The 26,137-nt window shown below is 68.5% G+C and carries 3 protein-coding genes; all 3 read left to right on the top strand.

The genetic code is table 11. From position 1 onward, the window contains the following. Positions 1–9: 9 nt before the first annotated feature. Genes H7J73_RS17980 through H7J73_RS17970 form a run of 3 tightly spaced genes read left to right on the top strand, consistent with a single transcriptional unit; the run spans position 10 to position 26,134 of the window. On the top strand, positions 10–1,728 hold the full coding sequence (locus H7J73_RS17980) for an ABC transporter ATP-binding protein (protein WP_264068907.1): 1,719 nt from the start codon (positions 10–12) through the stop codon (positions 1,726–1,728). Next, positions 1,725–3,509, top strand: a complete 1,785-nt coding sequence (locus H7J73_RS17975; protein ID WP_264068906.1) for an ABC transporter ATP-binding protein — start codon at positions 1,725–1,727, stop codon at positions 3,507–3,509. The genes H7J73_RS17980 and H7J73_RS17975 overlap by 4 nt, the downstream gene beginning before the upstream one ends. Beyond that, positions 3,506–26,134: a non-ribosomal peptide synthase/polyketide synthase gene (locus H7J73_RS17970; protein WP_264068905.1), complete on the top strand. Its 22,629-nt coding sequence runs from the start codon at positions 3,506–3,508 to the stop codon at positions 26,132–26,134. The genes H7J73_RS17975 and H7J73_RS17970 overlap by 4 nt, the downstream gene beginning before the upstream one ends. The last annotated feature ends 3 nt before the right edge of the window (positions 26,135–26,137 follow it).

The raw sequence follows: 26,137 nt of genomic DNA, 5'->3' as shown, positions 1-26,137 counted from the left end.
GACTCAGCGATGCCCGAGGTAGAGCAATCGCGCCGCAGCGCTTCGATTCTGCGGCGAACCGTCACCCGTAACGCCCGCCTGCTGACGGTCGGATCCCTGCTGATCTGTGGCCATCAGCTCTGCGAGGCGGCGGTCCCGATTCTGATCGGGCTGGTCATCGGCCGGGCTGTCGAGACCGGCGATATCGGGCAGCTGGTCGGGTGGGTGGCGGCCCTGGCGGCACTGTTCGTCGTATTGACGACCTGCTATCAGAGCGGCGCCCGGTTCCTCATGCGTGCGATCGCCACCGAGGGGCACCAACTGCGGGTCGACCTCGCGGTCAGGATTCTGCACCCGTGGCGGCTGCGGACGCGGTTGCGCAGCGGCGAGCTGCTGTCCATTGCCAGCACCGACGCGGACAACACCTCCTACCTGCTGGACTACGTGCCGCGGATCGCGGGCGCGGTCACCGCCATCGTCGTCTGTGCCGGCGTGCTGCTGACCATCGACATACCCCTGGGCCTGGTGGTGCTGATCGGTACCCCGGTGATCCTGTTCCTACTGCAGTTCGGCGGCCCGGTGATCACCCGTCGGGTGGCCGACCAGCAGGAACTCGCCGGTCGCGCGACCGCGATGTCGGCGGACCTGGTCGCCGGGCTGCGGCCGCTGAGCGGAATCGGCGCACAGGATGCCGCCGCCGCGCGCTATCGGGCCGTCAGTCGGGACGCTCTGACGGCCACGGTGCGAGCCACCCGTTCGCAGAGCATCTTCATCGGCTTCTCGAACGCAATGAGCGCACTGTTGGCGGTCGGTGTGGCGGTCACGGCGGGGTGGTTCGCACTGCGCGGCGAGATCTCGATCGGCGAACTCATCACCGTCATCGGGCTCGCGCAGTTCCTGCTGGAGCCGTTCACCACCATGGCCGAGGTACCCAGCTGGATCGCCGAAGCCCGGGCCTCGGCGGAGCGGGTCGGCTGGATCGAGGATGCGCCGGTCGCGCTGGCGCCGGGCACCGCAGCGCTCGCCGGCGGCCCGCACGGGCTCGACCTCGACGACGTGCACCACGGCACCCTCGACGGTGCCACCCTGTCGGTTGCTCCCGGCGAGATGGTCGGGGTGGTGGCGGTCCGGTCCGCTGATGCGGATGCACTGGTCACGGTGTTGTCGGGGCAGCTGCCGCCGGCGGAATACACCGGTCGGGTCCGGGTTGGCGGGGTGCCACTGGAAGATCTCGACCTGGCGGAGTCGCATCGGGTGCTGCTGGTCGAACCGCACCGGACCGATCTCTTCACCGGTTCGCTGCGCTCGAACCTGACAGCGCGCACCGACATCGCAGACGACGGCGCGATCGACGCCGCACTGCGCTCGTCCTGCGCGATCGACGTCATCGACGTGCACCACAAGGGTCTCGAGCACACGGTCACCGAACGTGGGGCCAGCCTGTCCGGCGGCCAGCGGCAGCGGTTGACGCTGGCGCGGGCGCTGTTGCGCCGCGCCCCGATACTGGTGCTGCACGAGCCGACCACCGCGGTGGATGCGGTCACTGAAAGTGCAGTGGCCCAGGGGATTATCGACATGCGGCACAGCGGTCCGGGGCAGGAGTTCACGACGTTGGTGGTGACCTGCAGCCCGGCGTTACTGGCCGCGACGGCGCGGGTCGCCCTGCTGGATGCCGGCCGGGTGGTGGCCACGGGCTCGCACGCGGAGCTGATGGAACGCCAGGACTATCGCGCGGCGGTGCTGCGATGAGTCAACCGACGATCCTGCCGATCGCCACCGGCCGGGAGACCTGGCGGTGGCTGCGCCGTGAATTACGCGCGCGCTCCGGCTCGGTCACGCTGACAGTGATTGCCGGGCTGGTCGCCGCTGCGACGGCGGTGCTGCCGGTTTACGTGCTGGGCGTGCTCGTCGACCGCATCATCGATCGGTCGCCGGTCTCGGTGATCATCACGATCGGCATCATCGTCACCTGCGCGGCCCTGGTCGGCGGGTTGGCCGGTGGTGTGTCCAACTACCTGATCGGCCGGCTCGGTGCGGTCGCACTGGCTGACCTGCGGGAGGCGGGCGTCGAGCGCGCACTGTCGTTGCCGACGACCACGGTCGAGCGAGTTGGCCGGGGAGACATCCTGTCTCGGGTCAGCACGGACGTCGCGACCATCGCGAAGGCGGTCTCCGATGTGATCCCGACGATGTTCGCCTCGGTCCTGCTCGGATTGCTGTCGTTGATCGCGATGCTCGGCCTGGACTGGCGGCTCGGGGTGGCCGGGGCCGTCGCGGTGCCGTTCTACGTGCTCGCGCTGCGCTGGTATCTGCCGCGATCGGCACCTCGCTATGCCGAGGAGCGCCAGGCGATCGGTGAGCGGTCGCAGGTGCTGATGGAAAGCATGATCGGCTCGGCGACCGTGCACGCCTATGACATGCATGCCGAGCACCAGAGCGCCGTCGAGGTCGCATCGGCCCGGGTACGAGATATCTCCATCGGGGTGTTCACGCTCTTCACCCGCTTCGTCGGGCGGATAAACCGGGCCGAACTCATCGGCCTGTCGACAATCTTGATCACCGGCTTCTGGCTGGTCAAAACCGGTACCGTATCGGTCGGCCAGACCACGGCCGCGGCGCTGCTGTTCCATCGATTGTTCAGTCCGATCAGCAGTCTGCTCTTCACTTTTGACGAGGCACAGGATGCGGGCGCCAGCCTGGCGCGGCTGGTCGGGCTGGTCCACTTCGCCGGTGACCCCGCGGTGCCGCCCGCGACGCCTGGGCCGGAGCCCAGCGACACGTCGCTCGAGCTGACCGACCTCGACTTCAGCTACGACGGTGAGCATTCCGTGGTGAGCGGAGTGAGCATCCGGCTCGAACCGGGCCAGCGCGTCGCTCTGGTGGGCTCGACCGGTGCGGGCAAATCGACGGTGGCGGGTATCGCCGCGGGTTCGTTGACGCCACAGCGGGGCAGCGCCACCATCGGCGGGGTCGCCCTGGGGGAGATGTCGCCCGAGCAGCGACGCAGACACATTGCGATCGTCAGCCAGGAAGTGCACGTCTTCGCCGGCCCGCTGATCGACGACCTGCGGTTGGCCGATCCGGACGCGACCGATGCCGAGGTCCGCGCCGCGCTGAGCGTGGTGGGCGCCGATGACTGGGTGGCCGCGCTGCCGGAGGGCGTGGACACGATCGTCGGTGAGGGCGGTCACCAACTCACCTCCGCACAGGCGCAACAACTTGCGCTCGCGCGCCTGATGCTGGCGAACCCCTCGGTCGCCGTCCTGGACGAAGCCACCGCCGAGGCAGGCAGTCAGGGCGCCCGCGAGCTCGAGCGTGCCGCGGCCGCCGTCACCGCGGGTCGTACGACGTTGGTCATCGCCCACCGGTTGACCCAGGCAGCGACGGCGGATCGGATCGTGGTGATGGCGCATGGTCGCGTGGTCGAAGAGGGCACTCATGACGAGTTGGTATCGGCGGGCGGACGTTACGCCCAACTGTGGCGCGCCTGGGCGGCACAGCATTCCTACGCGGAGCAATCACAGACATGACGACAACCGAGATCGACGACGGCCTGACCCCGAGCGATCGGCTGAACTTGTTGCGGCAGTGGAACAACCAAAGCTTGCCCACCAGCACGACGACGGTTCCGGCGGCGTTCGCCGAGCAGGTCAGGCGCACGCCCGACGCGTTGGCGGTGGCCGCCGGCGAGACCCGGTTGACGTACCGGGAGCTGGCCGACCGGGCCTACCAGCTGGCTCGTCAGCTGCGCGACCGCGGCGTCGTGCACGAACAGATGATCGCCATCGCGCTGCCGCGGTCGGCCGAGATGGTGGTCGCAGTGCTGGCCGTGCTGGCCGCCGGCGCTGCGTTCGTGCCGGTCGATCCGCAGTGGCCGGCGCAACGCCGTCGGCAGGTGCTTGCCGAGACCAGGGCGACCACGGTCCTCGTCACACCCGGCGGGGGCGGCGACGACGATCCTAACCCCCTCGAAATCGACTTGGAGAGCTGGGCTTTCGGAGGCCTTCCCACTCAGGCGCCGGCGGTCGATATCGACGGTAGTCAACTGGCGTATGTCATCTTCACATCGGGCTCGACGGGGAAACCCAAGGGCGCGATGATCCGGCACGAGGCGATCGCCGAACGCCTGAGCTGGCAGGTGGAGGAGATCCTCGGCTTCGGCCCCGGCGACGCGTCGCTGTTCAAAGCGCCACTGTCATTCGATATTTCGATCAACGAGATTCTGCTCCCGCTGGTATCCGGCGGCTACGTGGTGGTCGCCGAGCCCGGCGGTGAACGCGATCCCCAGTACCTGCTCGAGCTGATCGCCACCGAGAAGGTCACCTTCGTCTACCTGGTGTCGTCGATGCTCGACGTGCTCCTGGATCTGGCCGACGGCACGACACTACTTTCCGGACTCAAGCACGTGTGGTGCGGCGGCGAAGTGCTCACACCCGCTCTGTTCGAACGATTCCGGGCCCAGCTGAGCACGACCCTGTACCACGGTTACGGCCCAGCCGAGGCGACCATCGGGGTGTCTCATGTGATCTACCGCGACAAGGCGGAGCGGATCGAGACGTCCATCGGCCGCCCGAACCCGCACACGCAGCTCTACGTGCTCGACGACGATCTCCGACCGGCCCCCGTGGGTGTCGGCGGCGAACTCTACGCCGCGGGATTCCTGTTGGGCCGCGGCTACATTCACGCCCCGGCACTGACCGGCTCTCGATTCGTCGCGAACCCGTTCGGCGACGACGGCTCACGGATGTACCGCACCGGCGATCTGGCCCGCTGGACCGCCGACGGGGTGCTCGAATTCCTCGGCCGCGCCGACAACCAGGTCAAGATTCGCGGAATGCGGGTGGAACTGGAAGAAATCGAAGTCACCCTCGCTGCCCATCCGATGGTCCGGCACGCCGCGGTGGTGTTACGCCAAACTCCCTCCGGTGGAGCACAGCTGACCGGCTACGTGGTGTCCAATACCGATATCGAGCCGGATGAGCTGACCGCATGGTGCGCGGCGAGACTTCCCGAGCACATGGTGCCGGGCACCGTGCAGGTACTCGACGAATTCCCGGTCACCGCGAACGGAAAGATCGACCGGCGGGCCTTGCCCGTGCCGGCGGCGCCGCCCCCCAGCGAACTGTCCACCGATGCGGATGTCCCGAACGATCCACTGGTGCAGTCGCTCTGCTCGATCTTCGCGGACCTACTCGGGGTGCCGGCCGTCGGCGCCGGTGACGACTTCTTCGCCCTCGGTGGGGACAGCATCGTCGCCATGGGACTGATCAGCAGGGCGCGCAAACTCGGTCTGAAGCTGCGCCCCCGCGATATCTTCGCGATGCGTACCCCGGCCGCCCTGGCCACGGCCGTCGGCGAAATCGCGGTAGCCAAGGCCGATCCGATCGAGGCGGTCGGCGAAGTCGGCGCTACCCCGATCCTGGCGTGGCTAGCCGAGGTGGGTAACGCGCTGGACGGCTTCTACCAATCGGTCACCCTCCACACCCCGGCCGGGCTGACGATGGCGGCCCTGACGGCTAAGGTCGACGCCCTGCTGGACTGCCACGACGTCCTGCGAGCTCACCTGAGCGCGGTGGATCCCGCCGGCCTGACGGTGCCCCCGAATGGTGCGGCCACCGCGCACGCCGTGTTGAGGCGAGTACCGGTCGATTCCGATATCGACGAGCTGACCACCGCCGAACACGCGCTGGCCGTCGCCCGGCTCGATCCCGGTGCCGGGCGGATGTGCCAGGCAGTCTGGCTCGACGCCGGAGCGGACCGGTCCGGGCGCCTGTTACTGGTGGTTCACCACATCGTCGTCGACGGTGTCTCGCTGCGGCTGCTCGCCGAGGACCTCGCGCTCGACGGGCTACCGCAGAAGGCCGACACCAGTTTCCGGGCATGGTCGACGGAGCTGCGCTCGGCGGTCGCCCGTGGCGATTTCGCCGAGGACGAAGACCACTGGTTGCGGGTCGTCGACCAGGCCCGCGCAACGGACGGGCTGATCGGGAGCCGGGCGCTCGACCCGGCCGTCGACGTGGTGGCGACCGAGGCGAGGCTGGTGATCCGCCTCGACGAGGACACCACGGCGCGACTGCTGGGCCCGGTGCCCGCCGCCATTCGTGGCGGCGTGAACGACGCGCTGGTGGCGGCGCTGGCGCTGGCGCTGGTCGCGTGGCGCGACGCCGGTTCGGGGGTGCTGCTCGAACTTGAGGGGCACGGCCGCGAAGCCCAGCACCTCGGCGCCCACGGCGATCATCTCGACCTGTCCCGCACCCTGGGCTGGTTCACCACGCTGTTCCCGGTACACCTCGACCCGGGGAGCGCGGCCTGGGAGGTGCTGATGGCCGGTGGCCCCGAACTCGGTGCCGCGGTTAAGGCCGTCAAGGAGCAGCTGCGTGCCGTACCGCGCAACGGGCTCAGTTATGGTGCGCTGCGCTATCTCTCGGCCCGGCCCCGCCCCGAGCTGGCGGTCAGCCCGCAGGTGTTGTTCAACTACCTCGGCCGGTTCAGCGCAGCGGCGGACGGGCCGTGGGCGCTCACCTCCGACGGCGTGGCGGAGGACCGGGACCCACGGATGCCGCTGCCCAGGGTCATCGAAGTCAACGCCGTCGTGGTGGACACCGGTGCGCAGGCCGGCGCGCGGCTCGAAGCAACCTTCAGCTGGCCCTCCGCGGTGCTGGACCGCGATCAGGTGGACACCCTGGCCGGCTTGTGGGTCGCGGCACTGAATGCGATCGCCGCCAGCGCGGCCGTCAGCGGACCGACACCATCGGATTTCCCGTTGGTGACCATCACCCAGTCCGATATCGATGCGCTGCCCGAACGTCAGATCGTCGACCTCCTCCCGCCCTCCCCGCTGCAGGCCGGGATCTACTTCCACTCCACTTACGCCGACGCCGATCCCTATGTGGTGCAACAGGTCGTAGACCTGCGCGGGCCCGTGAATCCGGACCGCCTGCGGGCGGCCGCCGATCTGCTGGTCCGCCGGCACCGCCATCTTGGGGCGGCCTTCCGCGCCATCGGCGATGGCAGCATCGTCGCGGTCGTCGGTGCGGCGCCGCCAGTGCCATGGCATTTCGAGGACGTCACCGCTCTCGACTCCGACGCGGCCGAGAGCCGGATCGCTGATCTCGCCGCGGAGCAGCGGGCACAGCCGTTCGACCTCGCTCAGCAGCCCCTGATGCGCTACGCGCTGCTGCGGGTCGGTGCCGAGCGGCATGTGCTGATCCAGACCGTGCACCACCTGATCGCCGACGGCTGGTCCGTGCCGATCGTGCTGCGGGAACTGGCCGCGCTCCACGACGATCCGGATGCGCCGCTACCCGCGGCGCCCCGCTACCGCGACTACCTGCAGTGGATCGCCGACGCCCCGGTCGCGGCGGCCATGGACGCCTGGCGCACCGAACTCACCGGCGTCGCCGAACCCACCCGGCTGGCAGAAGCGTTGCCGCCCAGCCGAACCGGGGAAACGGGCTTCGGCAAGGTCAGCATGGACCTGACCGCTGACGTCGCCGACGGGATATCCGGTTGGGCGCGGGCACACGGTGTCACCGTCAGCGCCGTCGTCGGCGCGGCCTGGGGGATCGCGATCGGCCGCCTGACCGGCCGGACGGACGTGGTTTTCGGTTCGACGGTGTCGGGACGCGGCAGCGACGTCACTGGTATCTCCGACATGGTCGGGCTACTGATCAACACCGTGCCTGCCCGGACCCGCTGGGCGTCGACCGACTCCCTCGAGGCGGTGGTCCGCCGCTTCGCCGACACGCAGTCGGCGCTCGTCGACTATCACCATGTCGCCCTCGCCGATATCCAGCACGCCATCGGTGTTGCCGACCTGTTCGACTCGCTGATCGTGATCGAGAACTACCCGGCCGCCGATGACCTCGACTCGCCGATCCGCGTGGCATCGATCGACGTCATCGAAGCACCGCACTATCCGCTGACCCTGATGGTGAAACCGGCCGGCCGGTTCACCATCGCGCTGACGCACGACCGGTCGTCGATCGACGCGGAGACCGCCGAACAGATACTTGCGCTGTACCGGCGAATTCTGACCGCAGTCGTCGTATCGGACGAAACACACTGCAGCGAGATCGAACTGATCACCGCGGGCCAGCAGAGGGCGATCCTGGAGGCGGGTGCCGGCGCGCCCGGCCGGCCGGGGACTGTGGTGGACCTGTTCGACGCCCAGGTGCGCCGTACCCCCGCTGCCGTGGCGCTCACCGACGCCGACGGACAACTCACCTTCGCCGAACTCGATGACCGCGCGGCCCGGTTGGCCGGCGCGCTCGTCCACTCCGGCGTGGCCCGCGGCGACATCGTCGCGGTGGCCACCGGCCGCACCAACGCGATGGCCATCGCGATTCTGGCGGTATTGCGTTGCGGCGCCGCCTATCTACCGGTCGACCCGCAGTATCCCCACGCCCGCATCACGTTCATGCTCGACGATGCGCGACCGCGCGTGCTCGTCACCGATGGTCAGGTACTGCCGCCGCATGACCTGCCGACCGTCGATATCGGTGCTGAGGCCGAGCCGCCCGGAGCCCGGGTAGTCGAGCCCGACGACGCCGCGTCGATCGTCTACACCTCCGGCAGCACCGGTCGCCCGAAGGCTGTCGTGGGAACGCATGCCGCACTGGCGAACCGGTTGGCGTGGGCCGCTGAGGCGTGGTCACACACCGCGGGGGATACCCGCGTCGCCAAGAGTTCGATGAGCCTCATCGACGGCGCCACGGAACTGCTCGGTGCGCTCATCGCGGGGGCCACCACGGTGATCGCCGGTGAGGAGACCGCCAGGGACGGCGCGGCGCTGGCAACCCTGGCCGATAGCGTATCGGCGGCCCAGCTTTTGGCGGTGCCAAGCCTGGCTGCCGCGATGGCGGAGGTGGCGCCCACGCAGCTCGGTTCGATCCGGCGGTGGATTTGCAGCGGCGAGCTCCTCGACAGCGCCACCGTCGCCGCCCTGCGGCTGGTGTCGCCGGATGCCGAGATCGTGAACTCCTACGGCTCATCGGAAGTCGCGGGCGACGTCCTCGCCGGACCGGTCTCCGGCGCGGTGACACTGGGCCGGCCGGTGCCCGGCACCCGCATCTATCTGCTGGGGCCGGACCTGATGCCCGTGGCGCCCGGCGCCGTCGGTGAAATCTATGTCGGCGGAGTGCAGTTGGCACGGGGCTATCTCGGCCAGAGTTCAAGTACCGCAGCCTGTTTCGTCGCCGATCCGGTCGGCCCGGCCGGGGCGAGGCTCTACCGCACCGGCGACCTCGCTCGCTGGACATCGCAGTGGTCGGTCGAGTTCCTCGGGCGCGCCGACGATCAGGTCAAGATCAATGGATTCCGGGTCGAGCTCGGCGAGATCGAGGCTGCGCTGAACGAGCTGCCCGATATCTCCGAGGCTGTCGTCCTCGCACGTTCCAGCACTCCCGGGGCCGCCCGCCTCGACGCCTATGTCGTCGCGAGATCGGGGCAACAGCTCGACCCGGCCGCGGTGCGCTCGGCGCTGGCCGACCGGCTGCCCGCTCACCTCGTCCCGGCGACGGTGACCGAGCTGGCCGATATTCCGCTGCTGCCCAACGGGAAACGTGACCGCACAGCGCTGCCAGATCCAGTCGTATCGGGGTCCGGCGTTGCCGCCCGCACCGACCGCGAAGACCTGATCTGCCGCACGTTCGCCGCAGCCCTCGGCCTCGACGCGGACACCCCGATCGGTATCGACGACGATTTCTTCGCTCTCGGTGGCGACAGCCTACTGGCGCTACGGGTGGTCAACCGGCTCACCAGTGCGGGTGTGACGCTGCAGACCAGGGAGGTGTTCCGGTTGCGGACTCCGCGCGCGCTCGAGGATGCCCTGGCCCGCCGTACGGCAACCGAACAGACGGGGCTCGAACCCCCGGCAACCGAACAGACGGGGCTCCAACAGGTGGCCTGGCATGGTCTCACCGATGAGGAGGTGGACCGCCTGGTCGCGCAGTGCCCGGTCGAAGTACAGGATGTCTGGCCGTTGTCCCCGCTGCAGCAAGGCGTGTACTACCAGTCCACGTTCACCGACGACGTCAACACCTATCTGGCCCAGAACGTCTTCGATTTTGACCGGCACCTCGATGTCGACACGATGCGCACCGCGTTCAGTGCGTTGCTGTCCCGGCATGACAATCTCCGGGCCGGATTCACCAGTGACGACCTGGCCCGGCCGGTGCAATACGTGGGCCGCTTCGTGCCAGCGAACGTGACTGTGGTCGATCTTGCCGATCAGTCCGTGGACCGCGCCGAGGCCCGCCTGGCGGAGGTGATGCGTGCCGATAGCGCCGAACCCTTCGACTTGCGAATGCCGCCGCTGGTCCGGCTCACCGTCATCCGACTGCCCGATCGGGGCGACCGACTGCTGCTGACCTGCCACTTCCTGCTGTGGGACGGCTGGTCACGCGAGCTGGTACTGCGGGAACTGTTCGCGCTGTACAACTCCGGCGGTATCCGCGGTGCGCTGCCCCCTGCGCGCAGCAGCTACGTGGACTATTTGCGCTGGGTGGACGCGCAGGATCAGAACCACTCGGTCCGGGCGTGGGCCGATGCGCTGGCCGGTCTGCCCGAGGCGACGCTGGTGGCACCCGATGCAGCCGGTCGTGACCCGATGCTCCCGGAGCGGGTCTACGGGGAGCTGAGCCCGGAGACGACGGCGCGCCTGAACGCGCACACCCGGACCCAGGCGACTACGGCCAACACCGTGCTGACCGCCGCCCTGGGGCTGGTACTTGGTTACGAAACCGGAAGCACCGACATCGTATTCGGGACCACGGTCGCGGGTCGGCCGCCGGAGCTGGCCGGTATCGAGAACGTGATCGGTCAGTTCCTCAACACCGTGCCGGCCCGCGTGCAGTCAGCACCGGCGGCGCCGGTCGCCGAACTGCTTCGGCGGGTCGAGGACTTCCGGCTGGATCTGATGGCGCACGAGTACGTCGGCCTCGGGGATATCACCCGCAGCGCGGGCTACCAACCGCTGTTCGACACGCTGTACGTGCTGCAGAACTTTCTCGACGATGACACCTTCACCGAGTTCGAACGTGAACAGGGCATCGTCGGTGTCGATTTCGTCGACACCACGCACTATCCGCTGACCTGGGTGCTGACGCCGGGGGAGCGCCTGCGCATCAAACTCGAGTACCGGCCCGACGTGGTTGACGCCGACGCCGCCGCGGCGATGGTGCGGCGATTCTGTGTGGCGGTGGAAGCCCTTCTTGCGCAACCGGATACCGCTGTGGGCGACCTGGACCTGACGCTGGAGAGCGAACGAGCCACTCAGCTGGAGCGGTGGGACGGCGTCGAACACGAGATCGGCGAGGACACCATCGCCGATCTCCTCGCCGACCGGGCCCAGCGCTGCCCTGACGAGGTGGCACTGGTCTTCGGAGCAGAACAGCTGACCTACGCCGAGCTGGACGGCCGGATCAATCAGTTGGCGCGGCAGTTGCTGGCCGGTGGCGCCGGACCGGAGCGGACCGTCGCGTTGGCGCTGCCGCGGTCGGTGGACATGGTGGTCGCGCTGTTCGCCGTGCTGCGAACCGGGGCGGCCTATCTGCCCCTGGAGCGCGACTATCCGCTGGCCCGGCTGACCGGAATGCTCGATGATGCCCGGCCGGTACTGCTGGTGTGTGACAGCACCAGCACGGAGTTGGCCGACCACCAAGACGGTCTCGGCGGCGCCGTCCTGACCCTCGACCAGGCCGGGCAGATGCTGGGCGGCCACTCGACGGCACCGCTGTCGGACGACGAACTGGGCACCTTCGCGAAAAGTACTGGGCCGCAGCGGCTCGACCATCCTGCCTACGTGATCTTCACCTCCGGATCCACCGGGCGGCCGAAGGGGGTGGTGACGCCGTATCGCGGACTGACCAACATGCAGCTCAATCACCGCAGCGCGATCTTCGAGCCGGCCATCGCCAAGGCCGGGGGCCGCCGGTTACGGGTGGCGCACACCGTGTCGTTCTCCTTCGACATGTCCTGGGAAGAGCTGCTCTGGCTCGTCGAGGGTCACGAGGTGCATATCTGCGACGAAGAGCTACGCAGGGACGCAACGGCTTTGGTTGCCTACTGCCAGGCGCACCTGATCGACGTGATCAACGTGACGCCCAGCTACGCCCACCACCTGTTCGAGCAGGGCCTATTGGATGCGGGCGGACATCCGCCGACGCTCGTCCTGCTGGGCGGCGAGGCCGTCTCCGACGAAGTCTGGCGGCGCCTGCGGGACACCCCTGGCAGTACCGGGTACAACCTGTACGGCCCGACCGAGTACACGATCAACACCCTCGGCGCCGGCACCGATGACAGCGCCACCCCCACCGTCGGGCAGCCGATCTGGAACACCCGTGCCTACGTGCTGGACTCGTGGTTGCGCCCGGTCGGGGACGGCGTGGTGGGCGAGCTGTACATCGCCGGCACCGGCTTGGCCCGCGGGTACCTGGACCGGGCCGGTCTGACCGCGGACCGCTTCGTCGCCGACCCCTTCCTGGAGGGCGGCCGAATGTACCGGACGGGAGATCTGGTGGCCCGCCGGTCGGACGCCAGCGGAACCCTGGACTTCCTCGGCCGCAGCGACGACCAGGTCAAGATCCGCGGATACCGGGTGGAACTCGGAGAAGTCGCGGCAGCGCTGTCCGCACTGCCCGGCGTGCGGCAGGCGGTGGCGATCGCCCGAGCCGGTCGATCGTCGGCTGCCAAGCAGCTCGTCGGTTACGTTGTGCCCGAAGGTGATACCTCCGACGCGGCCCTCATGGCCGCCGAGCTTCGGACCGCACTGACCGCGACCCTGCCCGACTACATGGTGCCGGCCCTGTACGGCGTGGTCGGTGCGATACCGCTGACCGTCAACGGCAAGCTCGACGTTCGCGCACTACCCGAGCCCATTGCGCCCTCAGCCGGCTCGTCCCGCGACCCGCGGGACGAGCGAGAGCGACTGCTGGCGGACATCTTCGGCGAGGTTCTCGGATTGCCGCACATCGGCATCGACGACGACTTCTTCACCCTCGGCGGCGACAGCATCTCCTCGATCGCGGTCTCCGGCAAGGCTCGCAAATCGGGTCTGCACATCACGCCGCGTGATGTCTTCCGGCGCCGCACCGTCGCCGCTCTGGCCGCCGCCCACAGCGATGCACCGGCCGCCACCGCCGAGCCCGACAGCGGGATCGGCACCATCGCGCTGACCCCGATGCTCGCCGAAACCGCGCAGGCGAACACCCCGCTGGCCAACTTCTACCAGTCGATGGTGCTGGCCACTCCGGCCGGAATGACCGGCGAACGAATGGAACTCGTCCTGCAGGCACTGCTGGAAACCCACGACATGCTGCGGGCCCGCCTCGACATCGCCGCGGACGGCTGGACGTTGCACGTTGCACCGGCGGATCCCACGGCCGCCTCGGTACTGACGATGACGACCGGGGTGCTCACCGCGCCGGATCTCGCAGCCGCGGCATCCGCCGCGGCTGCGGAACTGGCACCCGAAGCCGGGGGTATGGTCCGGGCGGTCTGGTACGACGCACCGGGTGAGGCCGGTCAATTGCTCTTGGTCGTCCACCATCTGGTGATCGACGGGGTGTCCTGGCGCATCCTCATCGACGATCTGGCCCGAGCCTGGGCAGAGGATCGCCTCGACGATGTCCCGACCTCATTCCGCACCTGGTCGACGGCCATCGCCGCGGCCAGGTTCGACACCGAGACGCAGTACTGGGACCAGGTGCTGGCCACTCCCGATCCGCAGCTCGGCAACCGGGCACTCGACCCGGTGATCGATACCGCTGAAACCGTTCGCAGTCATAGTGTCTCGCTGCCCGTCGAGGTCAGCTCGGCGCTGCTGTCGGCAGTGCCCGCAGCCTTCTACGCCGGAGTCAACGATGTCCTGCTGACCGGGCTTGCCCTGGCGTTGGCCCAGTGGCGCGCCGACCGCGGCCACCGTGACTGCACCGCGGCGATCCTCAACCTGGAAGGCCATGGGCGCGAGGACGACCTGGTCCCGGGTCATCTCGACCTGTCCCGCACGGTGGGGTGGTTCACCGCGATCTATCCCGTGCGCATTGACCCCGGCCCGGTGCCGTGGACCGAGGTACTGAACGCCGGCGAAGCACTGGCGGCGGCCGCGAAGTCGGTCAAGGAACAGCTGCGGACGATACCGAGCCGCGGCCTTGGCTACGGCGTGCTGCGACACCTCACCGAGCCGCCCGCGCTCCGTGGCGCCGGTCCGCAGATCCTGTTCAACTACCTGGGCCGGTTCGCCGGTGGCAGCGGCCGCGACTGGGAGCCGGTGGCTGAGATCGGTTCCCTACGTGAGGGTGTCGATCCCACCAACCCCGCAGCGGCGCTGGAGATCAACGCTCTGGCCGAGGACGGGCCGGCGGGCACCACGTTGACGATGACACTGTCGTGGCCGGCCGGTCTGCTGGATGCGTCCGACGTCGACGAACTGGCCACGCTGTGGGCCGACGCCCTGACCGCGCTGACCCGGTGCGCTGCCCTGGCCGGACACACCCCGTCGGACTTCCCGCTGGTCAGTGTCGCGCAGTCCGACCTGGACGGCTGGCAGGAGTCGGGGCCGGTAGAGGACGTACTGCCGCTGCTACCGCTGCAGGAAGGGATGTACTTCCACGGCGCCTTCGCCGAGGACGGTGACGGCCACACCGACACCTACCGGATCCAGCAGATCGCCGAACTGTCCGGGCCGGTCGACCCGGAGGCATTGCGGGCCAGCGTGGCCGCGGTACTGCACCGACACCAGGCGCTGCGGGCCAGCTTCCGTGAACTCCACGACGGCCGACTGGCGCAGGTGATCTGGGCCGACGCTCACGTCGACTTCGACGTGATCAGCTCTGGTGATATCGAAGCCGTTGCCCGCGAACAACTTTCCCGCCCTTTCGATCTCGGGGTCGCACCGCTGGTCCGCTACGTACTGGTGTCCCTCAGCCCCACCGAGCACCGTCTCATCCAGACCATGCACCACATCGTTGCCGACGGCTGGTCCTACCCGGTGATCTTCGGCGACCTGGTGGCGCACTACAACGCCGCGGTCGGGGCGGGCGTCGCCCTGTCGCCGCTGACGGTGACACTTCGCGACCACATCGAGACCGTCCGGGGCGGCGATCTGGAAGCGGCGCGAGCGGTGTGGGCGACGGCGCTGGCCGGTGTCGAGCCGACCACCGTGTTCCCGGTCGACGAGCAGAGCATGGTCGGCGAGCATCGCAGTTCCGTGCGTCGACTCTCGGGCGGCCTCACCCGGACGCTCACCCGCACCGCTCGCGAGCGTGGCGTCACGCTGAGCACCGTTCTGCACGGGGCATGGGGCCTACTGTTGGGCCGGCTGCTTCAGCGGCAGCGGGTGGTCTTCGGGTCGACGGTGTCCGGGCGCGGTGGGGAACTGTCGGGTACCGAAGCGATTGTCGGGCTGTTGATCAACACCATTCCGGTACCGATGTCGTGGGAGCGGCAGTCGCCGGTTGCCGCCGTGTTGGCAGATCTGCAGGAACAGCAGAGCGCCGTGCTCGATGCCCAGCATCTGGGCCTGGCCGAACTGGCCCGGCTCGCGGGGGTCCGCGACTTCTTCGACACCATGGTGGTGGTCGAGAACTTCCCCTCGGTCACCGACGATGCGCCCGATAACCCGAGGGCACTGCAGTTCCACGGGTTCACCGGTACCGACTCACCGCACTACCCGGTGTCGTTCGTCGCCTACCTCGACGACGAGCTGGCCGTGGAGATCAAATACGACGCCGCCCGGGTGAGCGCCCAGGAGGCCGACCGGTTCGCCGAGCGGATCGAGCGCATTCTGACCGCCTTCGCCGGGGACCCCGATATCCCGGTCAACGCCATCGACCTGCGGACCGAGGCCGAACGTGACCTCGTCGCGGGTAGCGAAACCCGTTGCGGCCCTGACCGAAATCTCGCTGACATGTTCACCGCGGCGGCGCGGGAGTTCGCCGATAAGGTGGCGGTAACCTGCGGCCACGACCAGCTGACCTACGCTGCGCTCGACGCGCGGGCCTCGGCCGTTGCCGCCACCCTGGTGGACCTCGGCGTGCGGGCGGAGACCAGGGTGGCGGTCGCACTGCCCCGATCGGTCGACCTGATCGTCGGACTGCTGGCGGTGATCAAGGCCGGCGGAACCTACGTGCCGCTCGATTTCGATTCCCCCGCAACACGTCTGCAGCACATCGTGGCCGACTCGGCACCGGTCTGCGTGCTGGTCGACGGTCCGGGCCGGCTATCGGGCGTCGCGCTGCCCGCCGACACCCCGGTGGTCATCCTCGACGAGGCGAGCCGCCACGAACCCTCTGTGGGCGTCCCGGTGCATGCCGACCACGCCGCCTACATCATCTACACCTCCGGCTCCACCGGCGTGCCCAAAGGCGTCGCCGTCACCCACCGCAACGTCGCAGCCCTGTTCGAACGAACGTCAACCCTGTTCGACTTCGGGCCCGACGACGTCTGGACGATGTTCCACTCCGCGGCCTTCGACTTCTCGGTGTGGGAGTTGTGGGGACCGCTGCTGCACGGTGGCCGCCTGGTGATCGTCGAACACGCCGTCGCCAGGGACCCGGACCGATTCGCCGAGCTGCTGTCCACCGAACGGGTCACCGTGCTGTGCCAGACCCCGTCGGCGTTCTACCCGCTGATCGAAGCCGATCGGCGCGACCGCCGGGCACTGGCGCTGCGGTACGTGATCTTCGGCGGCGAGGCCCTGGACGCGGGCCGGCTGGCCGCCTGGTACGGGCATCACGAGTCGGCGTCGCCGCAGCTGGTCAACATGTACGGCATCACCGAAACCTGCGTGCACGTCACGTATCGTGCGCTGGAAGCGGCCGATGCCGAGGGCGTTGTGACCGCGATCGGCGATCCGATTCCGGGTCTGCGCATCCACCTGCTCGACGATGCGCTGCAACCGGTTCCGGCCGGGGTGGTCGGCGAGATGTACATCGCCGGCGGTCAGCTGGCGCGCGGCTACGTCGGCCGGCCGGGGCTGAGCGCGACGCGATTCGTGGCGAATCCGTTCGACGGCGCCGGTGAACGGCTCTACCGCAGCGGCGACACCGCGATGTGGACCGACAGCGGTGAGCTGGTTTACGTCGGACGCTCCGACCAGCAGGTCAAGGTGCGCGGCTACCGCATCGAACTCGGTGAGGTGGAATCCGCTCTGGCCGCGCTGCCCGGTATCGCGAACGCGGCCGCCGCGGTGCGTCAGGACGATACGGGTCGCAGCCGCCTGATCGGCTATCTCGTCGGCCGCGATTCGATCGATATCACCGAGATCCGCACCCGGCTGGGGCAGCGGCTGCCGGACTACATGGTGCCGTCTGTGCTGGTCGTCCTGGAGGCGCTCCCGCTGACCGTCAACGGCAAACTGGACCGTGGCGCCCTGCCCGCGCCGGCCGAAGCGCCCGCGGCCCCCAGCGTCGCAGCGAGCCGGCCTGACGGCACGGCCGAGCAGTTGGCCGCGATCTGTACCGAAATCCTCAGTACGGCAGTCGGTGTGGACGACGACTTCTTCACCATGGGCGGAGACAGCATCGTTGCGATCCAGCTGGTCAACCGGGCCCGGCGCCTCGGCATCCGCATCACACCCCAGCAGGTGTTCGTCTGCCGCACGGCGACGGCACTGGCGGGCGTGGTCGGAGACTCCGGCCCCGCGCCGGCCGCGTCCGACGATGCCGGACCCGACCGCGGCGAGGTGACGCTCACCCCGATAGTGCAGCGCCTGGCCGAACTCGGCGGGACTGTGGCGCGACTCAACCAGAGCGAGCTGCTGCTCTGTCCGGCCGGAGCCACCCAGGAACACCTCGACGCGGCGATCAACGCCGTCATCGGGCGCCACGATGCTCTGGGTCTGCGGCTGCATCGGCCCGTGCCGATGTTGTGGTCCTTGGAAGTCGCCGCCGCACCATTGGTTTCGGTGCGGCGGGTCGATGCCGAGCACTTCACCGACGACGAGCTGCGCGACGCGATCGGGCTGCACTCCGATGCCGCCGCTGATCGGCTGAATCCCGACACCGGGGGATTGGTCGCGGCGGTCTGGTTCGACCGCGGATCGCAACGCCAGGGCCGACTACTCCTGGTCGTCCACCACCTGGCCGTCGACGGCGTGTCATGGCGAATTCTGATCGAGGACCTGAACGAGGCATTCGACCAGGTGCGTGCCGGACGGCCTGCCACGCTGGCGCCGGTACCCACCTCGATCCGGTCCTATGCGCGGGTCGTCAACGAAAACGCCCAGCAGGCAGCCCGATTGGCGGAATTCGAGCACTGGATGAACACCCTCGCTCCGGGTGCCGAGCTCGACCCGCACGCCGATACCACCGGTCTGACCGTGGCCGCGACCCGCGACCACGAGATTCGCCTGACGGCGCAGGAGACGGCCCCGTTGCTGACCACCGTCCCCGCGTTGGCCAACGCTGATATCACCGAAACCCTCCTCGCAGCTGTGCATCTCGCGATCAAGCGATGGCGGGTAACTCGTGGTGGAGCGCCGGACGCCCCGCTGGTGCTGGATGTGGAACGCCATGGCCGCGACGGCTGGGGCGCCGAGCTCGATCTGTCCCGGACTGTCGGGTGGTTCACCGCGATCGCGCCGGTGCGGCTTACTGCCGGCGAGCACGAGGACCACATCGCCGTGCTCAAAAAGGTCAAGGAACAGTTGCGGGCAGTACCCGACGGCGGTCTCGGATTCGGGCAGCTGCGCTACTGCAACCCCCGCACCTCCGCCGCGCTGGGCAGGCTGCCCGCACCACAGCTGCTGTTCAACTATCTCGGCCGGTGGACCGCCGACGGTAGCGGCGACTGGGACTCCGCACCGGAGGTCGATGCCCTCCGGGTCGAGCCAGACCCCGACCTGGGTACGCCGTATCTGCTGGAGATCAACGCAATCTGCGATGACACCGTCGACGGCCCGGTGCTGCGGGCGACACTGACGTACGCCGACGGCGAGGCGAGTGGTGGCCTCGACGAGGCGGGGGTGGCCGAGCTCGCCGAGCACTGGCGCACGGTGCTGCGGGAACTTGGCCAACTGGCGGGCGAGGTATCGCCGGAGGGTGCCCTGACGCCGTCGGATCTGCCGATGGTCAGCCTGTCTCAGGCCGATGTCGACTCGGTGGTAGCGGCCATACCGACGGCGGTCGAAGATATCTGGCCACTGTCGCCGCTGCAGGAGGGGGTCTACTTCCAGGCTCGCTACGCCCAGGCCGCGGTCTACATCGTCCAGAACGTGTTCGATTTCGTCGAACCCATCGACATCGAGGCGTTGCGAACCGCGTATTCGGCTGTGATGAAGCGCAATCCGGTATTGCGGTCGGCATTCCTGGCTGATGATCTGCCGCAACCGGTCGCGGCGGTCGTCGTCGATCCGGTCTGCGAACCCGAGCTGATCGACCTCGGCGCCTTGTCTGGACAGGACATCGCGGAGCGGCTCGCCGAGATCACGGCGGCCGACCGGCTGCGCACCTTCGATCTCACCGCACCGCCGCTGGCGCGGCTGACCGTCGTCCGGACATCCGAAGCCGACCGGCTGATCTTCAGCTATCACTTCCTGCTGCTCGACGGCTGGTCACGCGAGCAGCTGCTCCGCGAGCTCTTCGCCGAATATGCCGCCGCCACAGCAGGGTCCACCGCGAGCCTGCCCGATCCGTCGGCGCGTTTCACCGACTACCTGCGCTGGCTCGCCGCGCAGGACCGCCACGTGTCAGCCGACCGGTGGGCGACCGCACTGAGCGGTCTGGCCGGACCGACCCTGCTGGTACCCGCCGCGGTCGGCACCGAACCGACTCTGGCGTTACGGCTGGACTTCACCCTGACCGACGAACAGACGGCGCAGCTCACCCGCACCGCGCGGGAGGCCGGGGTGACCCTCAACGCGCTGATCGGTACCGGCCTGGCATTGGTGCTGGCCTATGAAACAGGAAGCCAGGACGTGGTATTCGGGTCGACGGTGGCAGGCCGACCGACCGACCTCGACGGTATCGACTCCGTGATCGGGCTGTTCCTGAACACGGTGCCGACCCGGATACGGCTGGTACCCGACCGGACGATCGCCGACACGATGCGAGCGGTGCAGTCCGATCGTCTGGAACTGATGGACCACGAGTATCTGGGGCTGGGTGATATCCAGCGCGCGCTGACCGGCGCAGGAGACAGCGCGTTGTCCGGTGGCGGCCCGCTGTTCGACAACCTGTACGTGCTGCAGAACTTCCTCGACGACGACACATTCACCGATATGGAGACCGAATACGGTATCTCCGGACATGACTCGATCGATGCCTCGCACTACCCGCTGACCTGGGTGGCCTCCCCGGGCCGGCGGCTGTGGGTGAAGCTCGAGTATCGGCCCGACGTGGTGGAGCGTGCCTATGCGCAACGCCTGCTGAACCGGTTGCATCACGTGTTGCTGGGGATGGCCGATTCAAGGGAAACCCTCGCAGCGGTGCCGATTCTTCTCCCCGAGGAGTGCACTGCATTAGCCGCCCAGGCGGATTCGACCCGGCACGAGCTGCCGGCGGCGACAGTGATGGATCTGCTTGCCGAACGGAGCGATCGGTCGACGGAACTGACCGCGCTGGTCTGCGGTGCCGACCGTATCGACTACCGCGAGCTGGACGTGCGCGTCAACCGGCTCGCCTGGCTGCTGAGGGACCGCGGTATCGGGTCGGAATGCACTGTTGCCCTGGGTATTCCGCGGTCGATTGATGCGGTGGTCGCCCTGTTCGCGGTGCTGCGCGCCGGTGCGGCCTATCTGCCGCTGGAATTGGACTATCCCGATGAGCGATTGACCGTGATGCTCACCGACGCCCAACCGGTGGCGGTGCTCACGACAGCGGCCGTCGCCTCCAGAATCGTCGGTGTGACACCGCAATCGTCTCCGGTGACCGTGCTCGACGATGCCGACACCCTGGCGACGCTCGCCGCCGCCAGAACGGATTGGGACGGCTACTCGCCTGGCCTGGACGATCCGGCGTACGTGATCTACACCTCGGGCTCGACCGGCAAACCCAAGGGTGTCGTCACCCCGCACCGGGGCCTGACGAACATGCATCTCAACCACCGGGAGGCGATCTTCGCACCGGCCATCGCCAGGGCCGGTGGCCGCCGGCTGCGGATCGCGCACACCGTTTCATTCTCCTTCGACATGTCGTGGGAAGAACTGTTGTGGCTCATCGAGGGTCACGAGGTGCACATCTGTGACGAGGATCTGCGCCGGGATGCCACGGCACTGGTCCGGTACTGCCACGAGCATCGGATCGACGTCGTCAACGTAACGCCCACCTACGCTGCATCGCTCTTCGAGCAGGGCCTGCTGGCACCAGGCGGGCATCCACCGGTACTGGTCCTGCTCGGTGGTGAGGCGGTGTCGCCCACGGTGTGGAATCGGCTGCGCGACAGCGACACCAGCTACGGCTACAACCTGTACGGCCCCACCGAATACACCATCAACACCCTCGGCGGGGGCACCGATGACAGCGCCACCCCGACGGTCGGGCAGGCGATCTGGAATACCCGAGCGCATATCCTGGATACCTGGCTGCGGCCGGTGCCGGACGGTATCGCCGGCGAACTTTACATTGCCGGGGCCGGTCTGGCCCGCGGTTACCTCGGTCAACCGGCGCTCAGCGCCGGCCGGTTCGTCGCGGACCCCTTCGACCCACACGGCGCCAGTCGCATGTATCGGACCGGGGATCTGGTGCTCCGCCGCCAGGATGGCAACCTCGAATTCCTCGGCCGCACCGACGATCAGGTGAAGATTCGCGGCTACCGGGTGGAACTCGGCGATATCGAAAGTGCACTCGCCGCCCACCCGGCGGTCCAGCAGGCGGCCGTGATCGCCCGGCCGGACCCGACGACCTCGGGCTCGCATCGCGTGGTGGGCTATGTGGTGTCGACCGCGGTGAACACCGATGGCGCAACCGATTTCATCGCGGAACTGCGTACCTACCTCAAGGGCTTACTGCCGGCGTACATGGTGCCGTCGGCCATCGCCGTGCTGGACGAGCTGCCACTGACCGATAACGGCAAACTGAACATCAGGGCGCTCCCCGAGGTGGACCCGGCCGGCCAACGCAGCGCCAGTCGGCCGCCGCAGTCGCCGACCGAGGAAACGCTGTGTGGTCTCTTCGCCGACATCCTCGGCTGCGGTGACGTAGGCGTGGACGACGATTTCTTCGATCTGGGTGGCCATTCCCTGCTCAGCATCCGGCTGATCAACGGAATCCGAGCCACCCTCGGTCTAGAGATCTCGATCCGGGACGTGTTCGACGCCCCTACGGTGGCTCAGCTGGCGGCAAGGTTGGCAGCCGAGCCCAGCACGGTCCTGGTCTCGCGGCCGGAACTGGTCGCCGGCCCGCGGCCCGACCGGCTGCCCACCTCGCCCGCGCAGGAACGCCTGCTGATCCTGGATCGCCTCGGCGAGACTGGTGCCGCATACAACTACCCGCTGGTGTTCCGGGTCCGCGGTGCCCTGGACTTCGATGCGCTGGCCGGCGCGGTCGGTGACCTGGTCGACCGGCACGAAGCCCTGCGCACGGTTTTCGTCGAACATGATGGCGTCCCGTGCCAGCGCATCCTTCCGGTCGGAGCCCGCCCACCGGTGCGGCTGATCGAGCGGGACCCCACGCGGGTCGACGCCGAGGTCGCGGCGGCGGCGCATTACCGTTTCGACCTCAGCATGGAGATTCCCCTGCGGGTGACCGTCATTCGCGTGGGCGCCGACGATTACACGGTGGCGCTGGTGCTGCATCACATCGCCACCGACGAATGGTCGGACGGACCGTTTGTCGCGGATCTGAACACCGCCTATCAGGCGCGGATCGCCGGAACGGCCTCGGCGTTGCCCGCGCTGGCAGTGCAGTACGCGGATTACGCCCTGTGGCAGCGTGAATTACTGGCCCGTATCGGTGAGCAACAGCTGCAGTTCTGGCGGGACACCCTCGCCGGCGCCCCGGACGAACTGACGCTGCCCAGTGACCGGCCGCGACCGGCCCGGCCCAGCGGCGAGGGGGGCGCCCTGCACATCGATATTCCGTCGGAAACGGCTGCGGCACTTCGGGATTTGGCCGCGCAACGCCAGGTCAGCATGCTGATGGTGTTGCATGCGACCGTCGCGGTGCTGCTGCACCGACTCGGTGCGGGTGACGATATCGTCGTCGGTACGCCGGTCGCGGGGCGTGCCGAGACCGCGTTGAACGAGCTGATCGGCTTCTTCGTCAACACCGTCGTGTTGCGGGCCGACCTCCTCGGCAACCCCTCCTTCGAGGAGCTGCTGACACGTGTCCGCGACACCGACCTGGCGGCCTTCGCGCACCAGGAGTTGCCGTTCGAGCGGCTCGTCGAGGAGCTCAACCCGCCCCGGGTCGCCGGGCGAAACCCGTTGTTCGGCGTCTTCATCGGCTATCACCTGCGTGACGGTGCGGACTCCACCATGTTCGGTCTGCGCACCGATTGGGCCGAACCGCCGGTCACCGCAGCGATGTTCGACCTCGGCTTCACACTGATCGACGAGCGCGCCGACGGCGGAGCCACGATCATGGCCGAATACAGTGCCGACCTGTTCGACGAGTCGACGGTACGTACGTTGGCCCACCGGCTGGTCACGATGTTCGGTCGGTTGGCCGCCGATCCCGCTGTCGCGATCGGTGCCGTCGACGTGCTGGGCGACGGTGAATACGACGATCTCGTCGCGGGACGTAACAACACGTCTCAGGAAATCGATCCGGTTGCGTTGGGCACGTTGGTGTCTCGGCAGGCGCAGCGCACCCCCGACGCGACCGCCGTCGTATACGACGAAGACGAACTGAGTTATGTCGAACTCGAGGCCTGGTCTGATCGGCTGTCCGCGGCCCTTGCCGCGGACGGCGCCGGAGCAGGCATGATCGTCGGGATCTCGCTGCCCAGGTCCATCGAGCTGATCGTCGCGCTACTGGCGGCGGCGAAGTCGGGGGCGGCGTTCCTGCCGCTGGATCCGGACTATCCGTCGGACCGCCTGGAGTACATGGCCTCTGATGCCGGCCCGGTCATGGTGCTCGACGATCCGGCGTTTGTGCGAGCCCTCCGGGACGGATATGACGCAGAGCCCACCTCCCCGCAGCACGAGGTGGATCCGGCGTCCCTGGCGTACGTGCTGTACACCTCCGGGTCGACGGGCCGGCCGAAGGGCGTCGCAGTGCCGCACGCCGGCATCGTCAACCGCATTGCCTGGTTGCAGCACGCCTACCCACTTGCGGTCGAGGACCGGATGCTGGTCAAGACACCGATCAGTTTCGACACCTCGGTGTGGGAGGTGTTCTGGCCGCTGAGTGTCGGGGCGACGGCGGTGGTGGCCCGCCCCGGCGGGCATCGTGACCCCGCCTATCTGGCGGAAACCATTGTGGCGCAACGGGTGACTGCGGTGGACTTCGTGCCGTCGATGCTCGAGCTCTTCCTGGAGGAACCGCGGTCGACGTCGTGCACCTGCCTGACCAGAGTGACCGTCGGGGGTGAGGCGTTGTCGGCGGAGGTGGCCACCAGGTTCACCGAGGCTTTCGCGGTGCCCCTGCACAATCTGTACGGCCCGACCGAGGCCTCGGTCGACGTCCTGGGCTGGACCGCCGACGGCGGCCCGGTGGCACTCGGCGTGCCCGGTTGGAATGTGCGGGCCTACGTGCTCGACAGCTACCTCAACCCGGTGCCGGCGGGGGCTCCCGGGGAGCTGTACCTGGCCGGCGTGCAGCTCGCGGAAGGCTACCTGCATCGTCACGGGCTGACCGCGCAAGCCTTTGTCGCCGATCCGTTCGACATGGGCGCACGGATGTATCGCACCGGTGACCTGGTCCGGTGGCGCCGGGACGGCCAGCTGGAATACCTGGGCCGCACCGACGATCAGATCAAGTTGCGTGGCGTGCGCATCGAGCCGGGCGAGATCGAGACCGTGCTCGCGGCGCATCCCTCGGTGTCGTCGGCCCGGGTGGTCGTCCGCGGCGACCGGTTGGTCGCCTACTATGTGCCGGCCGGCCCGGCAGCGGTATCACTTCGCGAACACGCGGCGGCGGCGTTGCCGATCCACATGGTGCCGTCGGCCTATGTGGAGGTGGCGGCGTTCCCGCTGACTCCCAGTGGCAAGCTCGACCGCAACGCCCTTCCTGAACCCGAGGTGACGGCGGGCACCGGCCGGACGGCGGTGACCGATCAACAGAAACGCCTGTGCGCGTTGTTCTCCGAGGTGCTCGGCGTCAGCGTCACCGGTATCGACGACGACTTCTTCGCACTCGGCGGGCATTCGCTGCTGCTGGTGCGGCTGGCGGCGATGATCCGGCGGGAGCTGGCCGTCGAGATACCGGTGGCCGCCCTGATGGTGGCGCCCACGGTGGCCGAGGTCGCCGCTCTGCTGGCCGAGGATGGGCAGGCGTCCGACAGCTTGGCGCCGGTACTGCCGTTGCGGGCAGGCGGCACCGAGCCGCCGCTGTTCTGTCTGCACCCGGCCAGCGGTCTCAGCTGGCAGTTCGCCGGGCTGAAACGGTATCTGCCGCAGGATGTTCCGATCTACGGGCTGCAGTCCCCGCTGTTCTCCGGCGCGAGTCTTCCGGCCACCATCGGCGAACTCGCGGCGCAGTACGCCGATGCCGTCGTCGCGACGGCACCCGCGGGGCCGGTCCGGTTGCTCGGCTGGTCGTTCGGCGGGTCGATGGCACTGCTGGTCGCCCAGGAACTCACCCGTCGTGGTCGGCAGGTCGACTTCGTCGGGATGCTGGATGCGCGAACCGATGTAGCGGTCGAGCCCGCCGACTTCGATCCGGCGGCCGTGCTGGGCGGTCTGCTGCGGGAGATGGGCTTCGCCGTCGACCCCGGCGCCAGGGTGACCGTGGACGAGGCCGTGGCACTGGTGCGCAGCAGCGGTGATGCGATCGCGATCCTGGATGACGCGCAGATTGCTCAGGTCGTCGAGAACTATGTCGCTGCAGAGCGATTCACGGCCGAAGCGAACTACGGACGCTATGACGGTGAGGTGTTCTTCGTCGACGCCACGGTGCCCGAACAGGATCTGGTCGGTGTCGCCTCGCAGGGCTGGCGCGAGCACGTCCGCGGGGAGCTTCGCGTCGTCACACTCGACTGCCGCCACTCCGAACTCATGGACGCCGACGTCCTGGACCGGCTCGGGCCTATGATCGCGGCGGAGATTACTCGCTGAGGC

The sequence above is a fragment of the Mycolicibacterium komossense genome (assembly GCF_025822605.1).
GTDB classification, from domain to species: Bacteria; Actinomycetota; Actinomycetes; order Mycobacteriales; family Mycobacteriaceae; genus Mycobacterium; species Mycobacterium komossense.
The sequence above is the reverse complement of the archived record's forward strand: the minus strand, read 5'-3'. Positions and strand labels throughout refer to the sequence as shown.

What these genes read in the sequence shown, in the direction of transcription:
- H7J73_RS17980 (WP_264068907.1), top strand. Translation starts at nt 10, where the DNA reads ATGCCCGAGGTAGAGCAATCGCGCCGCAGCGCTTCGATTCTGCGGCGA.
- H7J73_RS17970 (WP_264068905.1), top strand. Translation starts at nt 3,506, where the DNA reads ATGACGACAACCGAGATCGACGACGGCCTGACCCCGAGCGATCGGCTG.
- H7J73_RS17975 (WP_264068906.1), top strand. Translation starts at nt 1,725, where the DNA reads ATGAGTCAACCGACGATCCTGCCGATCGCCACCGGCCGGGAGACCTGG.